This is a genomic window from Bradyrhizobium sp. IC3195 (assembly GCF_020193585.1).
Lineage (GTDB): Bacteria > Pseudomonadota > Alphaproteobacteria > Rhizobiales > Xanthobacteraceae > Bradyrhizobium > Bradyrhizobium yuanmingense.
Window position 1 is genome coordinate 230,056 of record NZ_JADYVG010000002.1, and the last position, 22,392, is coordinate 252,447.

Sequence of the window (22,392 nt, forward strand, 5' to 3'; positions counted from 1 at the left end):
GCCATCACGCTCCGTCTGTGTGAATATCGGTCCGGCACGTGCGCACCTGCATGACAACGGCCGATGCCTTGAACGAACCCTTGCCCGAGACCATCGCCGCCGAAAGGCTGCGCCAGCACCTCGAAGACGTCGCGCGCGAGCGCGACAATGCCTATCGCGCGCTGCAGGAGCGCGAGGCCGAGCTGGCGCGCATCCAGCGCATCGGCAAGGTCGGCGGCGTCGAGGTCGATTTCCGCGAAGGCTTCAAGAACCGGCGTTCGCCCGAATATCTGATGATCCACGGCCTTCCGCCGGAAGCCGCCGAGGAGTCGCACGAGGATTGGGTCAACCGTATCCATCCCGACGACCGCGACGCCACTGTCAAGCATTTCTTCGAAGCGCTCGCCGGAGGGAGCGAGGACTATAGCGCCGAATACCGCATCATCCGCCCCAGCGACAGCGAGACCCGCTGGATCCGTGTCGTCGCAAAGATCGAGCGCGACAAGGACGGCCGCGCCATCCGGCTCGTCGGCGCTCATATCGACATGACCGATCAGGCGCTGGCGCGCGAGACGCTGCGCGAAAGCGAGGAGCGCTTCCGGCTGATCGCCGACAGCGCGCCGGTGCCGATCTGGGTCACCAAGCTCGACCGCAAGCGGTCCTTCGCCAACCAGGCCTATGTCGATTTCGTCGGCCTGCCCTACGACCAGGCCATCGACTTCGACTGGCGCAAGGTGCTGCATCCCGACGACCTGCCGCACGTGCTGCAGCAATCCGTCCAGGGTGAAGCGTCCCTCAAACCCTTCGTGCTGGAAGCGCGCTACAAGAACGCCAGCGGCGAATGGCGCTGGCTGCGCTCGGAATCGCAGCCGCGCTGGGATGCGACCGGCAAGCATATCGGCTTCATCGGCGTCGCCCACGACGTCACCGTCGCCAAGCAGGCCGAGATCGAGCTCCGGCGGCTGAACGAGACGCTGGAAGAGCGCATCGCGGAGCGCACCGCCGAGCTCGAAGCCAACGAGGCGCGGCTGCGCGCGATCCTGGAGACCAGCAATCAGTATCAGGGCCTGGTCAATCTCGAGGGCCAGCTGGTCTACGCCAACAAGACCGCGCTCGCCGGCATCAAGGCGAATTCCGCGGACGTGGTCGGAAAGCCGTTCTGGGACACACCCTGGTTCACCGGCACGGAGGGCATGAGTGCCGCCGTGCGCGAGGCCTTCGACACTGTGCTCAAGGGCGAACCCGTGCGGCTGGAGATGCGCCTGCGCCTTCCGATCGGCGAGCGCGATTTCGACTTCGGCATGCGTCCCGTGCTCGACCGCCAGGGCAACATCACCGGCGCCGTGCCCGAGGCGGTGGACATCACCGAGCGGCGCCGCGGCGAGGAAGCGCTGCGGCAGTCGCAGAAGATGGAGGCGATCGGCCAGCTCACCGGTGGCGTCGCTCACGACTTCAACAATCTTCTCACCATCATCCGCTCTGCGACCGATTTCCTGCGCCGCCGCGAGCTGCCGGAGGAGCGCCGCCGACGCTACGTCGATGCCATCTCAGACACGGTCGAGCGCGCCTCCAAGCTGACCGCGCAGCTTCTGGCCTTCGCGCGCCGGCAACCGCTGAAGCCGCAGATCTTCAACGTCGGCAGCCAGGTCGAGGGCGTGGCGCAGCTGGTGCGGCCGCTGGTCGGCGCCCGCATCGAGATCGCCGTGGAGGTTCGGGACACCGGTTGCTTCACGGTGGCCGACATCGCCCAGTTCGAGACCGCGCTGATCAATCTCGCCATCAACGCCCGCGATGCCATGGACGGCGAAGGCCGCCTCACCATCGCCGTGCGCAAGGTCTCGGGAATACCGAGCCTGCGCGCACAATCGGCGCGCCGCGGCGACTATGTCGCGATCTCCGTTACCGACACCGGCAGCGGCATCGCGCCGGAACATCTCGAACAGATCTTCGAGCCGTTCTTCACCACCAAGGAGGTCGGCAAGGGCACCGGCCTCGGGCTCAGCCAGGCCTTCGGCTTCGCAAAGCAGTCCGAGGGCGACATTGCGGTGACGAGCACGCAAGGTGAAGGTGCCACCTTCACCATCTACCTGCCGCAGGCGCAAAGCCCCACCACGGAGAAGGAAGCAGCGGCCCTGAGCCACGAGGCGGCCACGACCGGGCGTGGTTATCGCGTGCTCGTGGTCGAGGACGACGACGAGGTCGGCCGCTTCTCCACCGAGCTCCTGGAGGATCTCGGCTATGTCGTGCGCCGCGTCGCCAATGCCAACGCGGCGCTGGCGATCCTGGGCGAGAACGAATTTGCCGTCGACCTCGTGTTCTCCGACGTCATCATGCCCGGCATGAACGGGGTCGAGCTCGCCGGCATCATCCGCGAGCGCTATCCCGGCCTGCCCGTGGTGCTCACTTCCGGCTACAGCAACGTGCTGGCCGAGAACGCCCACCGCGGATTTGAGCTGATCCAGAAGCCGTATTCGGTGGAATCGCTCTCGCGCATCCTGCGCAAGGCGATCATGGAGAAGCTGTCAGTCGCAAGGTGAGTGTCACATTCGCGAGAAGCAGCCACGAATTCCAGTCCGTTGCCGCGGCAAGACTCTAGGGGAAGACAGCCGTTCCCGCATCGGTTATCGATGCCGAATGACTGACCGAACCTCAAGGAATGAACGTGCCGTCTGACGCCATCTGGGCCTGGAGCATCATCTTCGTCGCGACCGCCTGCGTCATCATCCGGCCGTTTCGCCTGCCCGAGGCGATCTGGGCCGCGATCGGCGCTGGCGCACTCGTGCTGTTTGGTTTTCTGCCCTGGCAGGAGGCGCTGACGGGCATCGAGAAAGGCCTCGACGTCTATCTCTTCCTGATCGGAATGATGCTGATCGCCGAGCTGGCGCGGCTCGAAGGCCTGTTCGATTATCTGGCCGCGCTCGCGGTGGAATACGCACGCGGCTCGCCGCAGCGGCTGTTTCTTCTTATCTATCTCGTCGGCACGCTCGTGACCGTGCTGCTTTCCAACGATGCTACCGCGATCGTGCTGACGCCGGCCGTCTATGCCGCGACGCGCGCGGCCGGCGCGAAGCCGCTGCCTTATCTGTTCGTCTGCGCCTTCATCGCCAATGCCGCGAGTTTCGTCCTGCCGATCTCCAACCCCGCCAACCTCGTCGTGTTCGGCGCGCGCATGCCGCACCTGACGGAATGGCTACGCCTGTTCGCCTTGCCCTCGGCGGCGTCGATCCTGCTGACCTACATCGTGCTGCGCCTGACCCAGCACCACGCGCTGAAGGAAGAGACGATCGCGCGCAGCGTGCCGCATCCCAAGCTCGGCCGCGGCGGCAAGCTCACCGCAATAGGCATCGTCGCGATCGGCATCGTGCTGGTCACGGCGTCAGCGCTCGACAAGCAGCTCGGCCTGCCGACCTTTATCTGCGGCGGCGTGACGGCCGCGATCGTGCTGCTGCTCAGCCGGCAATCACCCTTGCCCGTGCTGCGCGGGGTGTCCTGGAGCGTGTTGCCGCTCGTCGGCGGGCTCTTCGTCATGGTGGAGGCGTTGATCAAGACCGGCGTGATCGCGCAGCTCAACGCGTTGCTGCACCAGGCGGTAGCTCAATCGGTCCCGCAGGCGGCCTGGAGCGTGGGCATTGCCACCGCGCTCGCCGACAACATCGCCAACAATCTTCCGGTCGGCCTCGTCGCCGGCTCGGTTGCCGCCGGCGATCATCTGCCGGTGCCCGTCGTCAGCGCGATCCTGATTGGCGTCGATCTCGGCCCCAATCTGTCGGTCACCGGCTCGCTCGCCACCATCCTCTGGCTGGTCGCGCTCCGCCGCGAGAAGATCGAGGTCGGCGCCTGGCCGTTCCTCAAGCTCGGCCTGCTGGTGACGCCGCCGGCCCTGATCGCGGCGTTAGCCGCCGCGATCAGATAGCGCTCATCGTCAGTCGTTCTCGTAGCCGTAGACTTCCGGCAGGATGAAGATCGCGGCAAGCAGGCCTACCAGCGGGAAGATCGCGACCATCAGCGTGGCGTTCGCCTGCCCGATCGCGGCAAACACCGTTGGGAACAGGAAGATCGCCAGGAACGACGGCAGCTTCACGAACATGTAGGCGAAGCCGCTTGCGGTGCCCCGATATCGCGGACGGGCGACCATGGTCGGGATCGTCATGCAGTTCGACGCATCCCAATAATGGCCCCAGAGCATGCCGGCGGCGGCGAACGGCAGCAGGATCTTGTTGTCGGTGTAGAGCGCGAAGGCCGCGACCAGCAGCGAAACCAGCACGATGCCGAAGCCGGCGATGGCGATGCCACGATGGCCGATCTTCGGCGTCAGCAAGGGTCCGACCCAGCCCGACAGGGCGGCGAAAGAGAACAGCGCCATCGTCACCACATTGATGCCAAGCACGCTCGATACGCCGACCATCACAAACAGCACCGGCAGATAGAATGCGAAGGTCGAGAACTCGCTCGCCTGGGCGAAACAGGCGATCCAGCCATAAAGGGTGGCACGCCAGCGAATCGGATCCTTCCTGAGGTCAGCGAGGAATGCGCGCGTGCTGGTCTTGGGAACCTCGACGTCCCGATCCGGCAGCATGTCGAGATTGTCGTTGAACATCTCGCGCGCGACCTGCTTGGCCTCGCGGTAGCGCCCCTTTTGCACCAGCCACACCGCCGTCTCCGGCACGTCGTGACGCATGATCAGGATGATCAGTGCCGGCACCGCACCGAGACCGAGCGTCACGCGCCACAGCATCTCGTGGTTCATGTCGACCAGCAGGAAGATCACGATGACGCCGATGGTGAGAACTTCACCGACGGCGAACATGAACTGCCAGCGGTTGCCCATGACCTCGCGCTCGCCCTTGGCCATGGATTCCATGATGTAGGTGTAGCCGGTCGAGATGTCGGAGCCGAGCGGAATGCCGAGCAGGAAGCGGATCACGACGAGCCAGCCGACGCTGGGTACGAAGGCTTGCGCCAGCGCCAGCACGATGAACAGCACCATCGTCACGAGGAACATCACGCGGCGGCCGATCTTGTCGGACAGCCAGCCGCCGAGCAGCGCGCCGATCAGGGCACCGCCCTGCGTGCCCGCGGCGGCGAGGCCGAGCATCAGTGGATCGGGATTGTACTGCTCCTTGATGAAGATCAGCACGAAGGCGATCGAATAGAGGTCCCAGGCCTCGACCAGGATCGAGGCCATCATCAGCCAACCGACCTTGTTGCCTTTGGGACTGTAGTTCGTGATGAGGTAGCGGACCGCGGCTTCGCTCGCGGTCGCCTGTGGCATCGCCATCGTTGACATTCTTCTTCCTTTCTTCAGAACTCTCTAAAGCGCGATGACATCAGGATCTCATCACGCTTTGGCTTGTTGTCTTGCGCATGATTCTTCGGAGAACCGCCTCACACTTTTCCGGATCATGCTCTACGCGCCGAGCAGCGGCTCGATGCTGCAATCGAGCAGGCGCGGATCGATCCCCGCCTCCATGCCCGTAAACATCTCGCCCATGTAGTCGATCAACGCGTCGCTCGCCTTCACCGCCTCCTCGACGCGGCGGTTGGCGACGGCTGCAAGAATGGCGAGATGATGATCGATCGTGCCTGACAGATCCGCCTGCCCCGGCATAAAGCGATGGTGGATGTAACCGATGCGCCGATACAGCGTGTGCAGCGGCCGCAGCGTGTGCACCAGGAACGGCTCGCCGGCGGCCTCCAGCACCAACGCGTCGATGCGGCGGTCGATATGATTGAATTCGTCGAGGGTGAGGCTGGCGCGGCGCTCGCGCAGCAGACGCTCGATGTGCATCGCCTGATTGCGATGCGACAGGGTGGCGCGATCGGCGGCGAGGCGGATCACGAAGCGTTCCATGTCGCGGCGTAAGGCCAGCAGCATGCGCTCGCGCGCCAGATCGATCGGCGCGATGTGCAGGCCGTGACGCGGCCGGATGACGATGAGAGTGTCGGCGGAGAGACGATTGACGGCGTGATGCACCGGCGTGCGGCCGAAACCGGTGATTTGCTGCAATTCCAGCATCGTCATGAATTGTCCGGGCTTGAGCTCGCAATGAACGAGCAGCTCCTCGATCCTCTGATAAGCCAGCTCGAAGAAGTTGAGACGGTTGCGCCGGGAGGGCCTGCCCTCCCCGTCGCCGTGTCTCAGCACCGCGAGTGCGCGCTTGCGCCGTGCCATGCCGTCCTCTCCCGTCCGCCCGCGCTCTCGTTGCTGGGTGGCGCCTTGTTTGTGGCACCCTTAAAACATGTTGTGATATATTACAAGCAAGCGTAAGACGTCGGCACGACCTGCAGCATGCTGCAGCGCAAAATGAGACGTCAGGTGCGAAGCGCCGTTCGATGGGAGGATACTTGCCGTGAAGATCACGTCGATCGAGACATTGCGCACCGAGGAATTTTCCAACGTCATCTGGGTCCGCATCCACACCGACACTGGTCTGATCGGTCTCGGCGAAACCTTCTATGGCGCCGGCGCGGTCGAAGCGCAGATCCACGACACCTTTGCCGGCCGCCTGCTCGGCCGCAATCCCCTGCACATCGAAGCGATCCATCGCGACATGCTGAATCTGCCGATGGCGCAGTCCTCGACCGGCGTCGAATACCGCGCGGCATCAGCGATCGACATCGCGCTGTGGGATCTATTCGGCAAGGTCTGCGGTCAGCCGGTGCACCAGATGCTCGGGGGCCTCTGCCGCGACAAGCAGCGCATCTACAACACCTGCGCCGGCACGCAATATGTGCGCTCGACCAATATCAGCCCGGTGGCCAATTGGAATCTCGGCGCCTCCAAGGGGCCCTATGAAGATCTCGACGGCTTCATGAACCATGCCGATGCGCTCGCCGAAAGCCTGCTCGAAAGCGGCATCTCGGCGATGAAGATCTGGCCGTTCGATCCCGCCGCGCAGGAGAACAAGGGCCTCTACATCACTGCCGCACAGATGAAGCAGGCGATCGAGCCGTTCGAGAAGATCCGCAAAGCCGTTGGCGACAAGATGGAGATCATGGTCGAGCTCCATTCGCTCTGGAATCTGCCGACCGCCAAGCAGATCGCCCGTGCGCTCGAGCCCTACAAGCCGACCTGGTATGAAGACCCGATCCGGATGAACTCGCCGCAGGCGTTGGCCGAATATGCCCGTTCGACCGACGTCTGGGTCTGCGCCAGCGAGACGCTGGGCTCGCGCTTCCCTTACAAGGACATGCTCGACCGCGATGCCATGCACGTGGTGATGGCCGATCTGTGCTGGACCGGGGGTCTCACCGAAGGCCGCAAGATCGCGGCCATGGCCGAGACCTATCATCGGCCTTTTGCTCCTCATGACTGTATTGGCCCGATCGGCTTCATCGCGGCCATCCACATGTCGTTCAGCCAGCCCAACACCCTGATCCAGGAATCAGTGCGCGCCTTCTACAAGGGCTGGTACAATGAGCTCGTCACCACGATGCCCACCATCAAGGACGGCTATGTCTTTCCGATGGAAGGCCCCGGCCTGGGCGTCGACCTCCTGCCTGCCGTCTTCGAGCGCACCGATCTCACCGTGCGCCGCTCCAACGTCTGAGGAATTCTTGAGATGAGCACTTCCCTCTTCGATCTCTCCGGCCGCACCGCGCTCGTCACCGGCTCCTCCCGCGGCCTCGGTCGCGCCATTGCGGAGGGCATGGCCAAGGCCGGCGCGAAGATCATCATCAACGGCGTCGATCCCAAGCGAGTCGAGCAGGCCGTCGACGAGTTTCGCGCCGCCGGCCACCAGGCCGAAGGCGCCGCCTTCAACGTCACCGATGAGCCCGCAATCATCGCGGCGTTCAGCGATTTCGATAATAAGGGGATCGCCGTCGATATCCTCGTCAACAATGCCGGCATCCAGCACCGGAAGCCGCTGGTGGAGTTCACCACCGACGAATGGCGCAAGGTGATCGAGACCAACCTCACCAGCGCCTTCGTGATCGGCCGCGAGGCGGCCAAGCGCATGATCCCGCGCAAGCACGGCAAGATCATCAATATCGGCTCGCTCGGCAGCGAGCTCGCCCGCCCCACCATTGCGCCCTACACCGCGGCCAAGGGCGGCATCAAGAACCTGACCCGTTCGATGGCGGTGGAATGGGCCCAGCACGGCATCCAGGCCAATGCGATCGGCCCCGGCTACATGCTCACCGACATGAACGAGGCGCTGGTCAACAATGCCGATTTCAACAATTGGCTGATGGGCCGCATTCCCTCCAAGCGCTGGGGCAAGCCGGATGAGCTGGTGGGCGCCGCGATCTTCCTCGCCTCGGATGCGTCGACCTACGTCAACGGACAGATCATCTATGTCGATGGCGGCATGATCGCCGCGATGTGATCGCCAAGACCACGAAGGAGCAAGCCATGCGCGCCGTCGTCATTCACGCCCCGAAGGACCTGCGGATCGACAATTATGCCGATCCGGCCCCCGGCCCTGGCGAGGTCCGCGTCAAGATCGTCAATGGCGGAATCTGCGGCTCCGATCTGCACTACTATCATCACGGCGGCTTCGGTGTCGTGCGGATCCAGCAACCGATGGCGCTGGGTCACGAGATCGCCGGCGTCGTCGCTGACGTCGGCGGCGGCGTCGCCGGCGTCAAGTCGGGCACGCGCGTTGCGGTCAACCCGAGCAAGCCGTGCGGGGCTTGCCTGCATTGCCAGGAAGGCATGCGCAACCAGTGCCTCGACATGCGCTTCCTCGGCAGCGCGATGCGCTTTCCCCATGTGCAGGGCGGCTTTCGCGAGTTCATCACGGTCGACGCGACGCAGGCCGTGCCGATCTCAGACAAGCTGTCGCTGGCGGAAGCCGCGGTCGCCGAGCCGCTTGCGGTGTGCCTGCATGCCGGCAAGCAGGCCGGTCCCCTGCTCGGCAAGCGCGTGCTGATCACCGGCTGCGGTCCGATCGGCGCGCTGATGATTTTGGTCTCGCGCTTCGGCGGCGCGTCGGAGATCGTTGTCACCGATGTGGCCGACGCTCCGCTCGCGGTCGCGAAAAAGCTCGGCGCCACGCATGCCATCAACGTCGCGACCAATGCCACTGCGCTCGATCCCTGGCGCGCCGGCAAGGGCGTGTTCGACACGCTGTTCGAGGCCTCCGGCAACCAGGCCGCGCTCCGCACCGCGCTCGACGTGCTGAGGCCCGGTGCGACGCTGGTGCAGCTCGGCCTCGGCGGCGAGATGACGCTGCCGATCAATTCCATTGTGGCCAAGGAATTGCAGCTGCGCGGCACATTCCGCTTCGATCCCGAGTTCGAGCTGGCGGTGCGCCTGATGGGCGAAGGCCTGATTGACGTCAAACCGTTGATCACGGCCACCATGCCGTTCGAGAATGCGGTCGCGGCCTTCGAACTCGCCAGCGACCGCGCGCAGTCGATGAAGGTCCAGCTTACCTTCTAGGCGCGTCGTTGGCCTGTTGCCCCTCGATCAGCCGGTCGGTGACCAGCCGCACGGCCCCGCGCTTCCAGGAATAGTCGGCGCCCATGCGTAGTCCGCTGTCGCCGCGCGCCAGCACCGCGCCGGTCTTGGCATCGCGCACCTGGAAGCCGAGCGTGTATTCGGTGCGGCTGACGCGGCGCACCACGCCGATCAGTGATTGGTCGGCGCCGAGCTTGCGCGCAGTAGAGACCTCGCAGCCGCCGCAATCCCGCAACGCGCCGGCCTTCCCCGCCTCTGCGCCGACCTCGACGATGCGGTAACGGCCGGATTGGCCGAGCGCCTCGCGCACACCGCCCGTGACCTCCGCGAGATATGACGCGTCCGACGCAGCGGACGCTCCCGCTGAGGCGGCCGTCATGTCCTCGAGCTCGAAATCGAACACGGCCAGCGCGACCGGCGCAGGCGTGCCGAGCGCGGCGATGACCTCGCGAGACACGAACATCTGGGCGCGCTCCCATGCCTCGTCATTGTCGCCGCGGAAGCTGTAGAGCTTGTCCAGCACAAGCGTCTTGGCGCCGACGTCGATCACGGCGACCTTGGCCCATTGCACCAGCGTACTCGTCTTCTGAATGCCGCCGACCACCTTGAACACCGCTCCATCTTGGGCGGATCGCACCAAGCGGTAGCGCTGGTCTGCCTCGATGTCCCTTCGAAGCGCGGCCATGAACGCCGCCAGCCGCCGCTCGTGGGCCGCGGTCTGGTCGGTCGGCTCGCCCGAAGTGTCGGTGTAGCTGAAATCGTCCATGGCGACGCCGATGGCGGCCTGCGCAGCGAGGGGCGAGCAAGAGAGGACGAGGAGGAGACAGGCGGAGAGAACCAGGCGGCAGCGGTGCATGAACGGACCTCGTGGATGGGACGAAAATCTGGACGGGCCGCCTCAGGCCCCGCACCCGTCACCGTCCCGAGCAGCGCCGGGAAAATTTCACGACGTTGCACTGCGGCAAGTCGGGAACGCTTCCCGCCGCTGGCGTTCTGCCCTTTAATGAGGCGCGACAAGCCCGTTCGCGCCAGGTGCAAGCCGATGTGGAATCGCCCGAGATTCGATCTCAAGGTCCGTCTGACGCTGCGCGTGGCGGCGATATCGGCTGCCTGCTTCGCCGCGATCTCCACCTATTTCCTCATCACCGCCGATAGCGCCGCGCATGCGCGCATCGACGGGATCGCCGCCATCGTGGCCAAGACGCTGGAGCTGCAGCAAGGCAAGGTGCAGTGGGCGGCGAGCCCCCGCTCGGACTTTCCGGACCTCGACCCGGTGTCGGCCCATGTGATGACGCCCGGCCTCTGCCTCGGCTTCCGCAGCGCGAGCGGCGACATGCTGCAGCGCTTCTGTAGCGGCGCGCCTGCCCCGGCGAGCCCGCCGCCGCAAGCCTTCTCCGCCTTCTATCGCAGCCTATTCGACCCCGGCCGCGAGGCGGCGCGCCCCGTGATCGTGCGCGGAACCAAGCTCGGCGAGACCGTGGTCTCTATCGACCCGGCGGTGCAGACGGCGGAGGCCTGGCACGAGGCCGGCCGCTTGATGATCGCGCTTGCGATCGCGCTGCCGCTGCTCTGCGCGCTGGTCTATGCCGCACTGGCCCGCGCCTTGCGGCCCACCCGCATGATCGGCAGCGGCCTCGAACGCATCGCCGCCGGCGACCTCTCCACCCGGCTGCCGCCGTTCGACCTCGCCGAGCTCTCAGCCATCCGCGACGTCTTTAACCATCTCGCGGAAAGCCTCGACACGGCGCTTGCCGAGCGCAACGAGCTGACGCGGAAGCTGATCGCGCTCCAGGACGAGGAGCGCCGCCATCTCGCCCGCGAGTTGCACGACGAGTTCGGCCAGTCCCTCGCCGCGATCCGCGCGCTGGCCGCATCCGCCCGCCAGACTGCGGCACAGGACTGTCCCGACCTGCTCGGCGAATGCGACAGCATCGCCCGCACCGCGACCGGCATGATGGAGACGCTGCGCGGCGCGCTGTTCCGGCTGCGGCCGCCCGATGTCGAGGAGCTCGGCCTGATCGCCAGCCTCGAAGGCCTGGTCTCGGGGTGGAACGGCCGCAGCCGCGGCCAGCCGCGCTTCGAGATCCGATTCGACGGCGCCTTCGACAGCGTGCCCGCCTCTGTCAGTGCCAACCTGTACCGCATCGTGCAGGAGGCACTCACCAACGCGGCCAAGCATGCCGGTGCAACGAAGGTTAGCCTGCATTTGACCATGGCCGACAGCGAGATTGCTCTCGTGGTCGAGGACGACGGCCGCCCGAACGAGGCTTCCGCAAAATCGGGCATGGGCCTGCTGGGCATGCGCGAGCGCGTCGCCGCGCTTCGCGGCCGGATCAGCTTCGAGACCGGCCTTCAGGGCTCCTCGCTGCGCGTATTCATTCCGCTCCCGGCTGCCGCCTCTGAGGCCCTGGAGCACGCTGCATGAGCACGGCGGAAGCGACCATCCTGCTGGTCGACGACCATTCCGTCGTCCGTGAGGGCTATCGCTCGGTGCTGCAGAAGCAGCCGGGCCTGCGCGTCGTCGCTGAGGCGGCCGACGGAGCGGAAGCCTATCGCCTCTACAAATCCGAGACGCCCGACCTCGTCATCATGGACCTCAGCATGCCCGGCATCGGCGGCATCGAGGCCGTCAGGCGGATCAGGCAGTGGGACAAGGCGGCACGGATTCTCGTTTTCACCATGCACGAGAACGCCGGATTTGCCGTGCAGGCGATCCGCGCCGGTGCAAGGGGCTACGTCACCAAGACCAGCCCGCCCGAGACCCTGGTGCGCGCGGTCAAGGACGTGCTCGCCGGCAAGATTGCCATCAGCCCCGACATCGACCACGAGCTAGCGCTCAGCCGCATCAGCGGCGAGAGCTCCGCCGCCGACGTGCTGACGCCACGCGAGTTCGAGGTGCTGCGGTTGCTGCTCGCCGAGAACACGACGGAGGAGATCGCCGAGACGCTGCATGTCAGCCCGAAGACGGTGGCGAACCTGCACTCGCTGATCAAGGACAAGCTCGGCGTCGGCTCCGACATCGAGCTGGTCCGGCTGGCGCTGCGCCAGGGGATCTTGACGGAGGTTGATCTCGGCGAAGCCTGATCGCGGCGTCGCGGATCACTCACGTGCGACCACCGAGTCCAGCCACGCGCAGTTGAGTGGCGGCACGCGCGGATCGGCGACGCGCACGCCGCGGGCAGCCGCATCCAGCCGCATCTCGCGCAACCGCTTGCGCTGCTCTTCCGGCATATGCAGCCGCTCGTGGCCCCACAGCGAGGGCCCATCAAAGGTCTCGTGCGGCTGCCAGGTCTCGGGATCCATGACGCGTCCGCCCCAGCCATATTCGATGAAGAAGCCGGACGGCGTATTCACGTAGAACGAGGTCATGTGGTCATTGGTGTGCCGGCCCAGCGTGTAGGCGATGCGCCCCTCGTCCATCTGCGCGAGGTCGTAGCCCTGCCCAACATCATCAAGGCAGCCGAGCTCGACCATGAAGTGATGCATCGCCTTTCGCCCCGAGCCGACCATCGCAAAGGAGTGGTGGCGGCCGTTGACGTGGAAGAAATAAAGCCCGTAAGGCTTCAGCCCGAAATCGGAGACGTGAAAGCCGAGCACGTCGCGATAGAACGGCAACAGCGGCTCGAGGTCCTCCACATTGAGCACGACATGCCCCATGCCGAGCGCGCCGGTGCGGAAGCCCGAGATCGGGCGACCCGGCCTGAACGGCTCGCTCGCAAGCTCCGGCTTGCAAAAGGCCTCCAGCCGGTTGCCGGCGGGGTCAGTGAACGCGATCAGCTCGGCGACATGCCGCTCGTCAGCGAGTGCGCGCGAGCCCTTCGCCACCTTGATGCCATGGCTTTCGAGCCGTCCTGCCAACCTGTCCAGCGCGACCGTCGACGGAACTTCCCATCCCATCACTGCAAGGCCGGCATCGCTGCCGCCGTCGACGATCAGCCGCTGCTTGCGGTCGTCCATGCGGAAGGCCCGCATCTTGCCGCCGCGATCGACCTGCTGCATGCCGAGCAGCCCGGTCGCCATCCGGCTCCACTGATCGAGCTGGGATGAACTGATTCCGATATAGCCGAGCGCTGCGATTTCCATCGAATTCCTCCCGGAGGCATCGCGGTCGCCGTACTGCGGCGAGCTTGATACCGGCCGCGCGCGATCCTACGGTGGCGTTCCGCAATCGCCTCGCGTTCGCAGGCGACAATAAGCGCGCCGCGATGTGCCACAAGGGAGGAAATAGGAAGTGTCCAAGGAGCGGACGCGGAACGGCCAGCCTCGGCAGTCTGAGGGCGTCCGTGCCTTCAAGCGCGGGCTCGACGTGCTGCACGAGGTCAACCGCTCCGGCGGCATCCGCGCCGGCGACGTCGCCCGCGCGCTCGACCTGCCCCGACCCACCGTCTACCGCCTCCTCGAAACCCTGGAGGAGCTCGGCTATATCGCCCGCAGCGCCAGCGACGACCGATTTCGGGTCACCCGGCGTGCCCTAAGCCTCGGCGACGGCTACGATCCCGGCGTGGTGATCTGCCAGGCGGCGGCGCCCTATCTCGCCGATCTCAGCAAGAAGCTGGTCTGGCCGGTCGATCTCTCGACTTACGAGAACGCGGCGATGGTGGTGCAGGAGACCACCCACTCTCGCAGCCCGCTCTCGATCGATCGCGGCATGATCGGCAAGCGCCTGCCGATGCTGCGCACGTCTGCGGGCCGCGCCTATCTCGCCGCCTGCCCAGCGCGCGAACGCGATCTCATCATCAATCATCTCCGCCGCATCGATGAGGCCGACGACCGCCCCTTCCTCGACCAGGGCCGGCTCGACCGCATGATCGCCGAGACCGCGGCGCGAGGTTACGCGATCCGCAGCGAGGGCGAATACAATCCCAAGACGGCTTCGATTGCCGTTGCCATCGTGCGGGACGGCGCCGTATTCGGCTGCATCTCGATCATCTGGATCCGCTCGGCGCTGGGGATCGAGGAAGCGGTCGCGCAGTTTGCGAGCCAGCTGCTGGAAACGGCGTCGGCCATTCCTGTTGCGGAATAGAGGCCGTCCGCTGGGCGGACACTTGCCGCGCCGGCGTTGATGCGCCGGCCCTGCTTGGGGAAGAGATACCCCATGCAAGATAAATCCACCCCGGAAGAGTTTGACGTCGTGATCGTCGGCCGCGGGCCGGTGGGCGCCACGCTCGCCAACCTGCTCGGCCTGTGCGGCGTGCGGACTCTGGTGCTGGAGCGCGAGGCGCGGACCTATCATCTGCCGCGCGCGGTGCATTTCGACGATGAATGCATGCGCGTGTTCCAGACCATCGGGCTTGCCGAGGCGATCCTGCCGCACGTCATTCTCAGTCCCGGCATGCTGTTTCTCGATGCAGCCGGCCGCATGCTGCTGGACTGGTCCCGTCCGCAGACGCTGACCCCGATGGGCTGGCATCTCAGCTACCGCTTCCACCAGCCGGATCTGGAGGATGTGTTGATCGGCGGCCTCGCCCGCTGGCCACACGTCACCTTGCGCAACCGCTGCGAGGTGTTCGCGCTCGATCAGGACGAGCACGGCGTGCGCGTCCGCTGCGAAGACCTCTCCAACGGGAGGCTCAGCGAGGTCCGCGCCGGTTACGTGATCGGCTGCGACGGCGCCCGCTCGCTGGTGCGCCGCTTCATCGGTTCGGGCATGGACGACCTCGGCTTCCACGAGCGCTGGCTCGTGATCGACGTCCTGCTTAAGCGCGCGCGCGAGGACCTCGGCGACTACAGCCTCCAGCATTGCGATCCCAGGCGGCCCGCAACTTATGTACGCGGCACCGGCATGCGGCGGCGCTGGGAGATCACGGTTCTCCCGGACGAGGATTCGCAGGAGGTCGCGCAACCCGCGACGGTCTGGGAGCTGCTGTCACGCTGGATCACGCCCGCCGATGCCGAGATCGAGCGCGCCGCGGTCTACACGTTCCATTCGGTCATCGCGCAGCAATGGCGGAACAGGCGATTGCTGCTCGCGGGCGATTCTGCGCACCAGACCCCGCCCTTCCTCGGCCAGGGCATGTGCGCCGGCATCCGTGATACCGCCAACCTCGCCTGGAAGCTGGCGAGCGTGATCCGCGAAGGCGCCGCGCCCGATCTGCTCGACACCTATCAGAGCGAACGGCTGCCGCATGTGCGCGCGTTCATCGAGCTCGCCATTCGCCTCGGCGGTGTCATCAACACCAAGGCGATCGAGGCCGGCCTTGCCGCCGGCGAAGCGCGCGAGAACGCGCCGGTCAAACTGGATGTGAAGAAGCCCCTGCTCGGCCCCGGACTAGAGTTCGGCGACCTGCCGCTCGCCGGACATCTCGCGCCGCAGTTCACGTTGACTGACGCCAGCCGCAGCGATGACCGGACCGGCTACAACCACGTGCTGCTCGTCGAGACGGCGGCGGCACTCTCATCGCGTCTCGCGCTGTCGCAGACGGGGATCAAGATCCTGACCAGCGACGATGCCAACGATCTTGGGCCCTGGCTGCGCGAGCACGGCATCATCGCCGCACTGGTTCGTCCCGACCGTTACATCCGCGGCTCCGCCCGCAACGAGGCCGAGCTCGACCGCCTCATCGCCGCCATCGCCCCTGCAACCCGAATTCCTTCAGCCCAAGCGCCCTCCGCGGCCTGACCGAACCCTGTCAAGGACATTTCATGAAGCTGCTCTCATTCAGTGTGGACGGACGCCCCTCCTTCGGCGCCGTCAAGGACAACGGCGTCGTCGATCTCGGCGCGCGGATGGCGGCGTGCACCACGCTGCGGGAGCTGCTCGAAGCCGGTCAGCTCGCCGAGGCGGCAAGGCTGGCCGCCTCCGCGGCCCCTGATCATCCGCTCGATAAGATCAACTTCGCGCCCGTGATTCCCGATCCCGGCAAGATCATCTGCGTCGGCCTCAACTATCGCGATCACGTCGCCGAGACCGGCCGCACCGTCACCGAAAAGCCGGCGCTGTTTGCGCGCTTCGCCTGTAGCCAGGTTGGCCATCTCCAGCCCATCGTCAAACCTGGGGTGAGCGACGATTTCGACTATGAAGGCGAGCTCGCGCTCATCATCGGCAAGGCGGGACGTCACATCCCCCCTGGCCGCGCGCTCGATCACGTCGCCGGCTATTCCTGCTACAACGAAGGCAGCATCCGCGACTGGCAGCGCCACACCAGCCAATTCCTCGCCGGGAAGACCTTTGCCGAGAGCGGCAGTTTCGGTCCGTGGCTGGTGACGACCGACGAGATTCCGGATCCGTCAAAACTCACCTTGCAGACAAGGCTCAACGGCAACGTCGTGCAGGACACCACGACGGATCTCCTGATCACCGCCATCCCCGAGCTGATCGCCTACATCTCCACCATCTGCCCGCTCCTGCCCGGCGACGTCATCGTCACGGGCACGCCAGGCGGTGTCGGCGCCAAGCGCACGCCGCCGCTGTGGATGCGCCCCGGCGACACCGTCGAGGTCGAGATCTCCAGCATCGGCACCCTGCGCAACACGGTGATCGCCGAACCGGCCTGACCGTCAACATCGATCAATCAACGATAACATCAAGGAAACGCCATGGGCACGACCCGCACCACCTCCGTCGCCACCCTCCTGATCGCACTTGCGCTCGCGCCCCTCCCCGCGCGGGCCGAGATCAAAGGCGAGGCCATCCGCATCGGCGTCCTCACCGACATGAACGGCGTGTTCGCGACCGCCATGGGTCCGGGCTCAGTCGAAGCGGCGCGAATGGCCGCCGAGGAGTTCGGCGGCAAGATCAACGGCAAGCCGATCGAGATCTTGCAGGCCGATCACCAGAACAAGCCGGATCTCGCCGCATCGCTGGCGCGAAAATGGTTCAGCGACGGGGTCCAGGCCGTCGCCGATGGCGGCAGCTCCGGTGCAGCGCTGGCGGTGCAGGAGCTGGTGCGCGGCAACGGCAAGATATTCCTCATCTCCGGCGCCGGCGCGAACCAGCTGACCGATGAAGCGTGCGCGCCGACCAGCGTGCAATGGACCCAGGACGCCTATTCCACCGCGACCGCCGTGGTCTCCGGCATCATGCAGACCAGCAAGGAGCCCTGGTTCTTCATCACCGGCGACTACGCCTTCGGCCATTCGATCGAGGTGACCGCACGCGAGCGCATCGCCGCACTCGGCGGCAAGGTCGCCGGCAGCGTCAAGGCGCAGCTCGGCACGCCCGATTACAGCTCATTCCTGCTCCAGGCGCAGTCGTCGGGCGCCAAGATCCTGGCCATCAACGTTGCCGGCGACAACGCGACCGCGATCAAGCAGGCCGAGGAGTTCGGCCTCGCCAGCCAAGGCATGAAGATCGTGCCGATGTCGTTCCAGAACGTCGACATCGAGGCGGTTGGGCTCAAAGCGACGCGCGGTGATCTCATCGTCACCTCCTTCTTCGAGGATGTCTCGCCGGCAGCCCGGAAATTCTCCGATGCCTTCTATGCTCGCCGCAAGGCGATGCCCTCGCAGATTCAGGCCGGCGTCTATTCCGCCGTGCGCCACTATCTGCAGGCCGTGAAGGACACCGGTTCCGACGAGGGCGCCGTCGTGATGGCCAAAATGAAGGCGACGCCGGTGTCGGACGCCTACACCCCCAACGGCCGCATCCGCGAGGACCAACGCATGGTGCACGATCTCTATCTGGTGCAGGTCAAGACACCGGAGGAATCCAAGGGTCCGTGGGACTTCGTCAAGCTGGTCGCGACGATCCCGCCCGACCAGGCCTTCCGCCCGCTCGATCGCAGCAAATGCAGCCTGGTCGGCAAGTGAAGCCCTTGAAGCGAAGTGGATACCGCTTCGCTTCAGAGAACGCGTCAAGTTGGAATCTGACCGTCAGGCGAGATAGCGCGTCAGATAGCCTTCCATCGCGTAGAGCGCGCAGAGCGCGAGGCTCGACCACACCGCCGCGCTGAAATACAGGAACATCCAGGTCAGCTCGCCCTTCCAGTGCGCGATGTCGTGGGTCACCACCCAGCGCGTCGAGACGTCATGCAGCCCTTCGAGGAAGCCGAGGAATGTGTTGCCCTCTTCATGCCCTGCCCGCCAGCGGCTGAGATACATCGGCACGTCGACTGTGATGAGGAAGGCAAGGAAGCAGGCGATGCCGACGATGCCTGACATCAGCGCCCAGCGCACTACGCCCTGGAATTCCGGCATCAGACGGCATAGCGCGATGCCGGCCAGGAAGAAGGTCACAGCCCACAGCGAATTCTCGATCGCGTTGTAGAGGAAGTTGGTCGTCACCACCGCGTACCAGGAGAAGCATTCCGCGATGATGATGATCGGCACGATCACGAGCGCGATGTTCACCGCGGTCTCCGCGCCCGTCATCTTGCCGAGCTGATGCAGGATGATGGCCCATTGCGCGGCGAAGCAGAGCTCGGCCACCGTCGCCACCGTCCGGCCGACGGCGACGCTGGAGAGCCAGGTGTCGAACAGGCAGATGCGCTGCACGTCGGCGCGCGGCAGCACCGAACGGAAGGCGCAGCCGAACACATAGCCGGCGCACAGCAGGAACATCAGCCCGATGTCCGAGCCGCCACCGAGGCTGGCCGAAGGCGTCGGATAGAACTCACGATAGAGCATGAACCAGACGAGGATATTGGCGCTGCTCACAAGCGTGAGGGATCCCCACCACCACGCCAGGGGATTTGACCGCGCCTGCCACTGCAACATGAACCGCTCCGCAAAAATTATCGATCTGACACGTCGTCGTAATAATCCTGTCACAGAACGACAGGCAATCACGACAAAAATCTGTGTGCCCGGTCGTTCCAGCGGTGCTCGGAAGGCGCAAGAAGCGCTGCGAGCCGAGTGTCCACATATCGGACAATTTTCTCATAGACGGCGAATCTATTGGACATTCGAAATCCGTCCGTCTGATATTCCGGGATGGCTCCGACTGACTCACCCACGCCGCAGCGCCCGCTCTCCTCTGCCGCAGCCGTGCTGGCCGAGAGCGCCGATGACGCCGCTTTCGCCACCACTCTGGCCAAGGGGCTCGTCGTGCTCGAGGCGTTCAAGGCCGGGAGCACGCTGCTGGGCAACATGGAGCTGTCGACGCTGACCGGCATCCCGCGCCCGACGGTGGCGAGGCTGACCCATACCTTGGCCGAGCTCGGCTATCTCCGCTACGACGCCGAGCGGTCGAAGTACCGCGTCGGTGCACGGGCGCTGCGGATGGCGCATCCCCTGCTCGCCGGAATGCAATTCCGCCAGGTGGCGCGGCCGATGATGCAGGAGCTGGCGCACAGCGTCCGCGGCACGGTGTCGATCGGCCTGCTCGATGCGACGTCGATGATCTATGTCGAGACCGCGCGCTCCGGCGATGTCGGCCCGCACGTGCCCGACATCGGCATGCCCATTCCCGTCGTGATGACCGCCATGGGCCGCGCCGCGGCGGCGACCTTGCCGCCGGCCGATGCAGACCGGCTGGAACGCAATCTCGCCGCCGAGGATGCCGGATTGTGGTCGGCGCTCCGCGACAAATACCGCGCCGGCATCGCGCAATGCAAAAGCCGCGGCTTCTGCACCTGCTGGGGCGAGTACATGGCCTCGATCCATGCCGTCGCCGCGCCGCTGTTTCATATCGGCGAAGCGAAACAATCATTCTCGATCAATTGCGGCATCCCCGCCTTCCGGCTGCAGCCCGGGCAGCTCGAGGGCGAAATCGGTCCGCGCATCGCGGCGCTCGCCGATAGCATCCGGGCCATGGTCGGGCAGGCCGAGCTCAAGCCGCCGCCGCGCAAAACCAAGAAAATCACAAGCGCCGGAACATGATATGGCTGGACCGCTCGAAGGATTGAAGGTTCTCGACATCGCGACGATCATCGCCGCGCCGTTCGCCGCCACGCTGCTGGCCGACTACGGCGCGGACGTGCTCAAGATCGAGATGCCCGGGCACGGCGACGGCGTGCGGTCGTTTCCGCCGTTCAAGAACGGCAAGCCGCTGTGGTGGAAGGCCGCCAACCGCAACAAGAAGTTTGCCACGCTCGATCTGCGCACGCCGGAAGGGCTTGCGCTGTTCAAGCAGCTGCTTCCACGCTTCGACGTGCTGATCGAGAATTTTCGTCCGGGAACGCTGGATCGCTGGGGGCTTCCCAAGGAGGTGCTGTGGTCGATCCAGCCGCGTCTCGTGATTCTGCGCGCCACCGCCTTCGGGCAGGATGGTCCCTATCGGGAGCGCCCCGGCTTCGCCCGCATCTTCGAGGCCATGGGCGGACTGACTTACATCACCGGCGAGAGCGGCGGCGAACCGACCCATCCCGGATACCCGATCGGGGATTCGATCGGCGGCCTGTTCGGCGCCGTCGGCGTGCTGGCAGCGCTGTGGAAGCGGGCGCGCGACCCGGATGCGCCGGGCGAGGAGATCGATCTCGCGCTGACCGAAGCCACCTTCCGCCTGCTCGACGTCCTCGCCATCGAGCACGACCAGCTCGGCACCGTTCGCAGCCGCATCGGCAACGCCAATGGTTATTCAGCACCGGCCGCGGTGTTTCGCACCCGCGACGGTCACTGGGTCACGCTCGCAGGTTCGACCAACGCGCTCTTTGCAGCGAACTGCCGGGCGATCGGCCGCCCCGATCTGATCGCGGATCCGCGCTTTGCCGGCAATGAGCAGCGCGTCCAGCACGCCGCCGAGCTCAACGACATCTTTGCGGCCTGGTGCGCCGCGCACCCCCTCGACGAGGTCCTCGCGAGCTTCAACGCCGCGCAGGGAACGCTCGCCCCGATCTATTCGATAGATCAGATCGCCGACGACCCGCAGGTGAAGGCGCGCGAGGTGATCACGCGCGTTGCCGACCGGGATTTCGGCACGGTCGCCATGACCAATGTCGTGCCGCGTTTCACCGTCGATCCCGCGCGCCTGCGCCATGCCGCGGGCGACGTCGGCCAGGACAATGACGAGGTCTACCGGGATTGGCTCGGGCTCTCGGACGCCAGGATCGAGCAGCTCACCCAACGAAAGGTGATCTGAGGTCGTAAGAGCGGCAGATAAAAGAGAAACAAATACAGGGAGGAAGACAACAGTGGCATCGTTCAAGGTGACGCGGCGAGCTCTGCTGGGCACGATCGCGGGCGGGCTCGCGGCCGGCTCAGGCATGAGGGCACATGCCGAGGACGCCTGGCCCTCGCGCATGGTCCGTCTGATCTCGCCTTACGGGCCCGGCGGGTCCAACGACATCTCGCTGCGTCTGCTCGCCGAAGAGTTCGGCCGCAGCCTGCGTCAGCAGTTTATTGTCGAGAACAAGCCGGGCGCCGGCACGCGCATCGCCAACGACATGGTCGCCCATGCGCCGGGCGACGGCTACACCATCCTCTATGTCGCGGCGCCCTACGCCACCGCCGAGGCGCTGTTCGGCAAGCTGACCTATGAGCGCAAGGATCTGGCGCCGGTGGCGATGGTGGTGATCGCGCCGCTGTTCCTCATCATCAGCGCCGACGCGCCGTTCAAGACGCTTCCCGACCTGATCGCCTACGGCAAATCCAAGCCCGACGGCCTCACCTTCGCCTCCCCAGGCGCCGGCTCGCAGCCGCATCTTGCCGGAGAGCTCCTGTTCCGCGACGCCGGCGTCAAGGGTTTGAACATCCCGTTCCGGGGCGATGCGGCCTCCTACACCGAGCTGCTCGCCGGACGCGTCGACGCCACACTGACCGCGCTGCCGACGGCCTTGCCCTACATCCAGAGCGGCAAGTTCACCGTGCTCGGCGTCGCCTCGGCCGAGCGCAGCGCGCTGTATCCGCAGGCACCGACGCTGCGCGAGCAGGGCTTTCCCAATGTGGCTGCGGCCGGCTGGTACGGCTTCATGGTGCCGTCCACGACGCCGCGCGCCATCGTGGACAAATTCCAGGCCGAGGTTCTGCGGGCGCTCGCCGAGCCTGCGATCAAGGACAAGCTGACCGCGCAAGGCCTCGAAGTGCGCCCAGGCACCGCCGCCGAGTTCAGCAAGTTCATCGACGCCGAAACGCAGAAATGGACCAAGCTGATCCGCGACGCCGGCCTCAAGGGCGAATGAGGATTGCTGGAG

Annotated in this window: 19 protein-coding genes; 14 read left to right on the forward strand and 5 right to left on the reverse strand. The window is 65.7% G+C overall.

The genetic code is table 11. The annotated features are described in order from the left end of the window. The first annotated feature begins 38 nt into the window (after positions 1 to 38). Positions 39 to 2,516 carry a PAS domain S-box protein gene (locus tag I6F09_RS04665; RefSeq protein ID WP_225187563.1) on the forward strand — a complete coding sequence of 826 codons (2,478 nt, stop codon included), beginning with the start codon at positions 39 to 41 and terminating at the stop codon, positions 2,514 to 2,516. A gap of 125 nt (positions 2,517 to 2,641) precedes the next feature. Next, positions 2,642 to 3,892: an arsenic transporter gene (locus tag I6F09_RS04670; RefSeq protein WP_225187564.1), complete on the forward strand. Its 1,251-nt coding sequence runs from the start codon at positions 2,642 to 2,644 to the stop codon at positions 3,890 to 3,892. 9 nt (positions 3,893 to 3,901) lie between these two features. Here the strand turns inward: I6F09_RS04670 and I6F09_RS04675 are convergent, their stop codons facing one another. Together I6F09_RS04675 and I6F09_RS04680 are read right to left on the reverse strand one after the other, a co-directional pair. Then, positions 3,902 to 5,266 (reverse strand): MFS transporter, encoded by a 1,365-nt coding sequence (locus tag I6F09_RS04675; protein WP_057029694.1) that lies wholly within the window; start codon positions 5,264 to 5,266, stop codon positions 3,902 to 3,904. 120 nt (positions 5,267 to 5,386) lie between these two features. Continuing rightward, positions 5,387 to 6,151 carry a GntR family transcriptional regulator gene (locus tag I6F09_RS04680; protein ID WP_109143398.1) on the reverse strand — a complete coding sequence of 255 codons (765 nt, stop codon included), beginning with the start codon at positions 6,149 to 6,151 and terminating at the stop codon, positions 5,387 to 5,389. 178 nt (positions 6,152 to 6,329) lie between these two features. Between I6F09_RS04680 and I6F09_RS04685 the strand changes: the two genes are divergently transcribed. The 3 genes from I6F09_RS04685 to I6F09_RS04695 are packed head-to-tail and all read left to right on the forward strand — an operon-like array spanning position 6,330 to position 9,367. Next, positions 6,330 to 7,529, forward strand: a complete 1,200-nt coding sequence (locus I6F09_RS04685; protein WP_225114304.1) for a mandelate racemase/muconate lactonizing enzyme family protein — start codon at positions 6,330 to 6,332, stop codon at positions 7,527 to 7,529. Between the two features lie 12 nt (positions 7,530 to 7,541). Then, the gene (locus tag I6F09_RS04690; RefSeq protein ID WP_036013524.1) at positions 7,542 to 8,309 is read left to right on the forward strand and encodes a glucose 1-dehydrogenase; all 768 of its coding nucleotides are present in this window, start codon (positions 7,542 to 7,544) and stop codon (positions 8,307 to 8,309) included. Positions 8,310 to 8,335: 26 nt separating this feature from the next. Continuing rightward, positions 8,336 to 9,367, forward strand: a complete 1,032-nt coding sequence (locus I6F09_RS04695) for an L-idonate 5-dehydrogenase (RefSeq protein WP_036013589.1) — start codon at positions 8,336 to 8,338, stop codon at positions 9,365 to 9,367. On the opposite strand, the gene I6F09_RS04700 is transcribed toward I6F09_RS04695, so the two are convergent. Then, entirely contained in the window at positions 9,357 to 10,241 is an 885-nt protein-coding gene (locus I6F09_RS04700) for a DUF3280 domain-containing protein (protein ID WP_036013522.1), read from the reverse strand. The genes I6F09_RS04695 and I6F09_RS04700 overlap by 11 nt on opposite strands. A gap of 186 nt (positions 10,242 to 10,427) precedes the next feature. Between I6F09_RS04700 and I6F09_RS04705 the strand changes: the two genes are divergently transcribed. Both I6F09_RS04705 and I6F09_RS04710 read left to right on the forward strand, forming a co-directional pair. Next, positions 10,428 to 11,810 carry a histidine kinase gene (locus I6F09_RS04705; RefSeq protein ID WP_036029212.1) on the forward strand — a complete coding sequence of 461 codons (1,383 nt, stop codon included), beginning with the start codon at positions 10,428 to 10,430 and terminating at the stop codon, positions 11,808 to 11,810. Further along, complete coding sequence (locus tag I6F09_RS04710; protein ID WP_036029111.1) at positions 11,807 to 12,469, forward strand: response regulator transcription factor; 663 nt, start codon at positions 11,807 to 11,809, stop codon at positions 12,467 to 12,469. The genes I6F09_RS04705 and I6F09_RS04710 overlap by 4 nt, the downstream gene beginning before the upstream one ends. A gap of 15 nt (positions 12,470 to 12,484) precedes the next feature. Here I6F09_RS04710 and I6F09_RS04715 read toward each other — a convergent pair whose 3' ends face one another. Continuing rightward, positions 12,485 to 13,468, reverse strand: a complete 984-nt coding sequence (locus I6F09_RS04715; protein ID WP_225187565.1) for a VOC family protein — start codon at positions 13,466 to 13,468, stop codon at positions 12,485 to 12,487. 148 nt (positions 13,469 to 13,616) lie between these two features. Here I6F09_RS04715 and I6F09_RS04720 point away from each other — a divergent pair, with 148 nt between their 5' ends. From I6F09_RS04720 to I6F09_RS04735, 4 genes are all read left to right on the forward strand, one after another. Beyond that, positions 13,617 to 14,408 (forward strand): DNA-binding transcriptional regulator, encoded by a 792-nt coding sequence (locus I6F09_RS04720; protein WP_225187566.1) that lies wholly within the window; start codon positions 13,617 to 13,619, stop codon positions 14,406 to 14,408. Between the two features lie 72 nt (positions 14,409 to 14,480). Next, positions 14,481 to 16,004, forward strand: a complete 1,524-nt coding sequence (locus I6F09_RS04725) for a bifunctional 3-(3-hydroxy-phenyl)propionate/3-hydroxycinnamic acid hydroxylase (protein ID WP_225187567.1) — start codon at positions 14,481 to 14,483, stop codon at positions 16,002 to 16,004. A 23-nt stretch (positions 16,005 to 16,027) separates the two neighbouring features. After that, entirely contained in the window at positions 16,028 to 16,879 is an 852-nt protein-coding gene (locus tag I6F09_RS04730; RefSeq protein WP_225187568.1) for a fumarylacetoacetate hydrolase family protein, read from the forward strand. 42 nt (positions 16,880 to 16,921) lie between these two features. Beyond that, positions 16,922 to 18,133 (forward strand): ABC transporter substrate-binding protein, encoded by a 1,212-nt coding sequence (locus tag I6F09_RS04735; protein ID WP_036013507.1) that lies wholly within the window; start codon positions 16,922 to 16,924, stop codon positions 18,131 to 18,133. A gap of 63 nt (positions 18,134 to 18,196) precedes the next feature. Here I6F09_RS04735 and I6F09_RS04740 read toward each other — a convergent pair whose 3' ends face one another. Beyond that, entirely contained in the window at positions 18,197 to 19,039 is an 843-nt protein-coding gene (locus I6F09_RS04740; RefSeq protein ID WP_036013504.1) for a hypothetical protein, read from the reverse strand. A gap of 216 nt (positions 19,040 to 19,255) precedes the next feature. On the opposite strand from I6F09_RS04740, the gene I6F09_RS04745 reads away from it, so the two are divergent. The 3 genes from I6F09_RS04745 to I6F09_RS04755 are packed head-to-tail and all read left to right on the forward strand — an operon-like array spanning position 19,256 to position 22,380. After that, positions 19,256 to 20,143, forward strand: a complete 888-nt coding sequence (locus I6F09_RS04745; RefSeq protein ID WP_225187569.1) for an IclR family transcriptional regulator — start codon at positions 19,256 to 19,258, stop codon at positions 20,141 to 20,143. A gap of 1 nt (position 20,144) precedes the next feature. Then, a complete protein-coding gene (locus I6F09_RS04750; protein WP_225132561.1) occupies positions 20,145 to 21,341 on the forward strand; it encodes a CaiB/BaiF CoA-transferase family protein in 1,197 nt (398 codons plus the stop codon). 52 nt (positions 21,342 to 21,393) lie between these two features. Continuing rightward, positions 21,394 to 22,380, forward strand: a complete 987-nt coding sequence (locus I6F09_RS04755; protein WP_036013495.1) for a tripartite tricarboxylate transporter substrate binding protein — start codon at positions 21,394 to 21,396, stop codon at positions 22,378 to 22,380. The last annotated feature ends 12 nt before the right edge of the window (positions 22,381 to 22,392 follow it).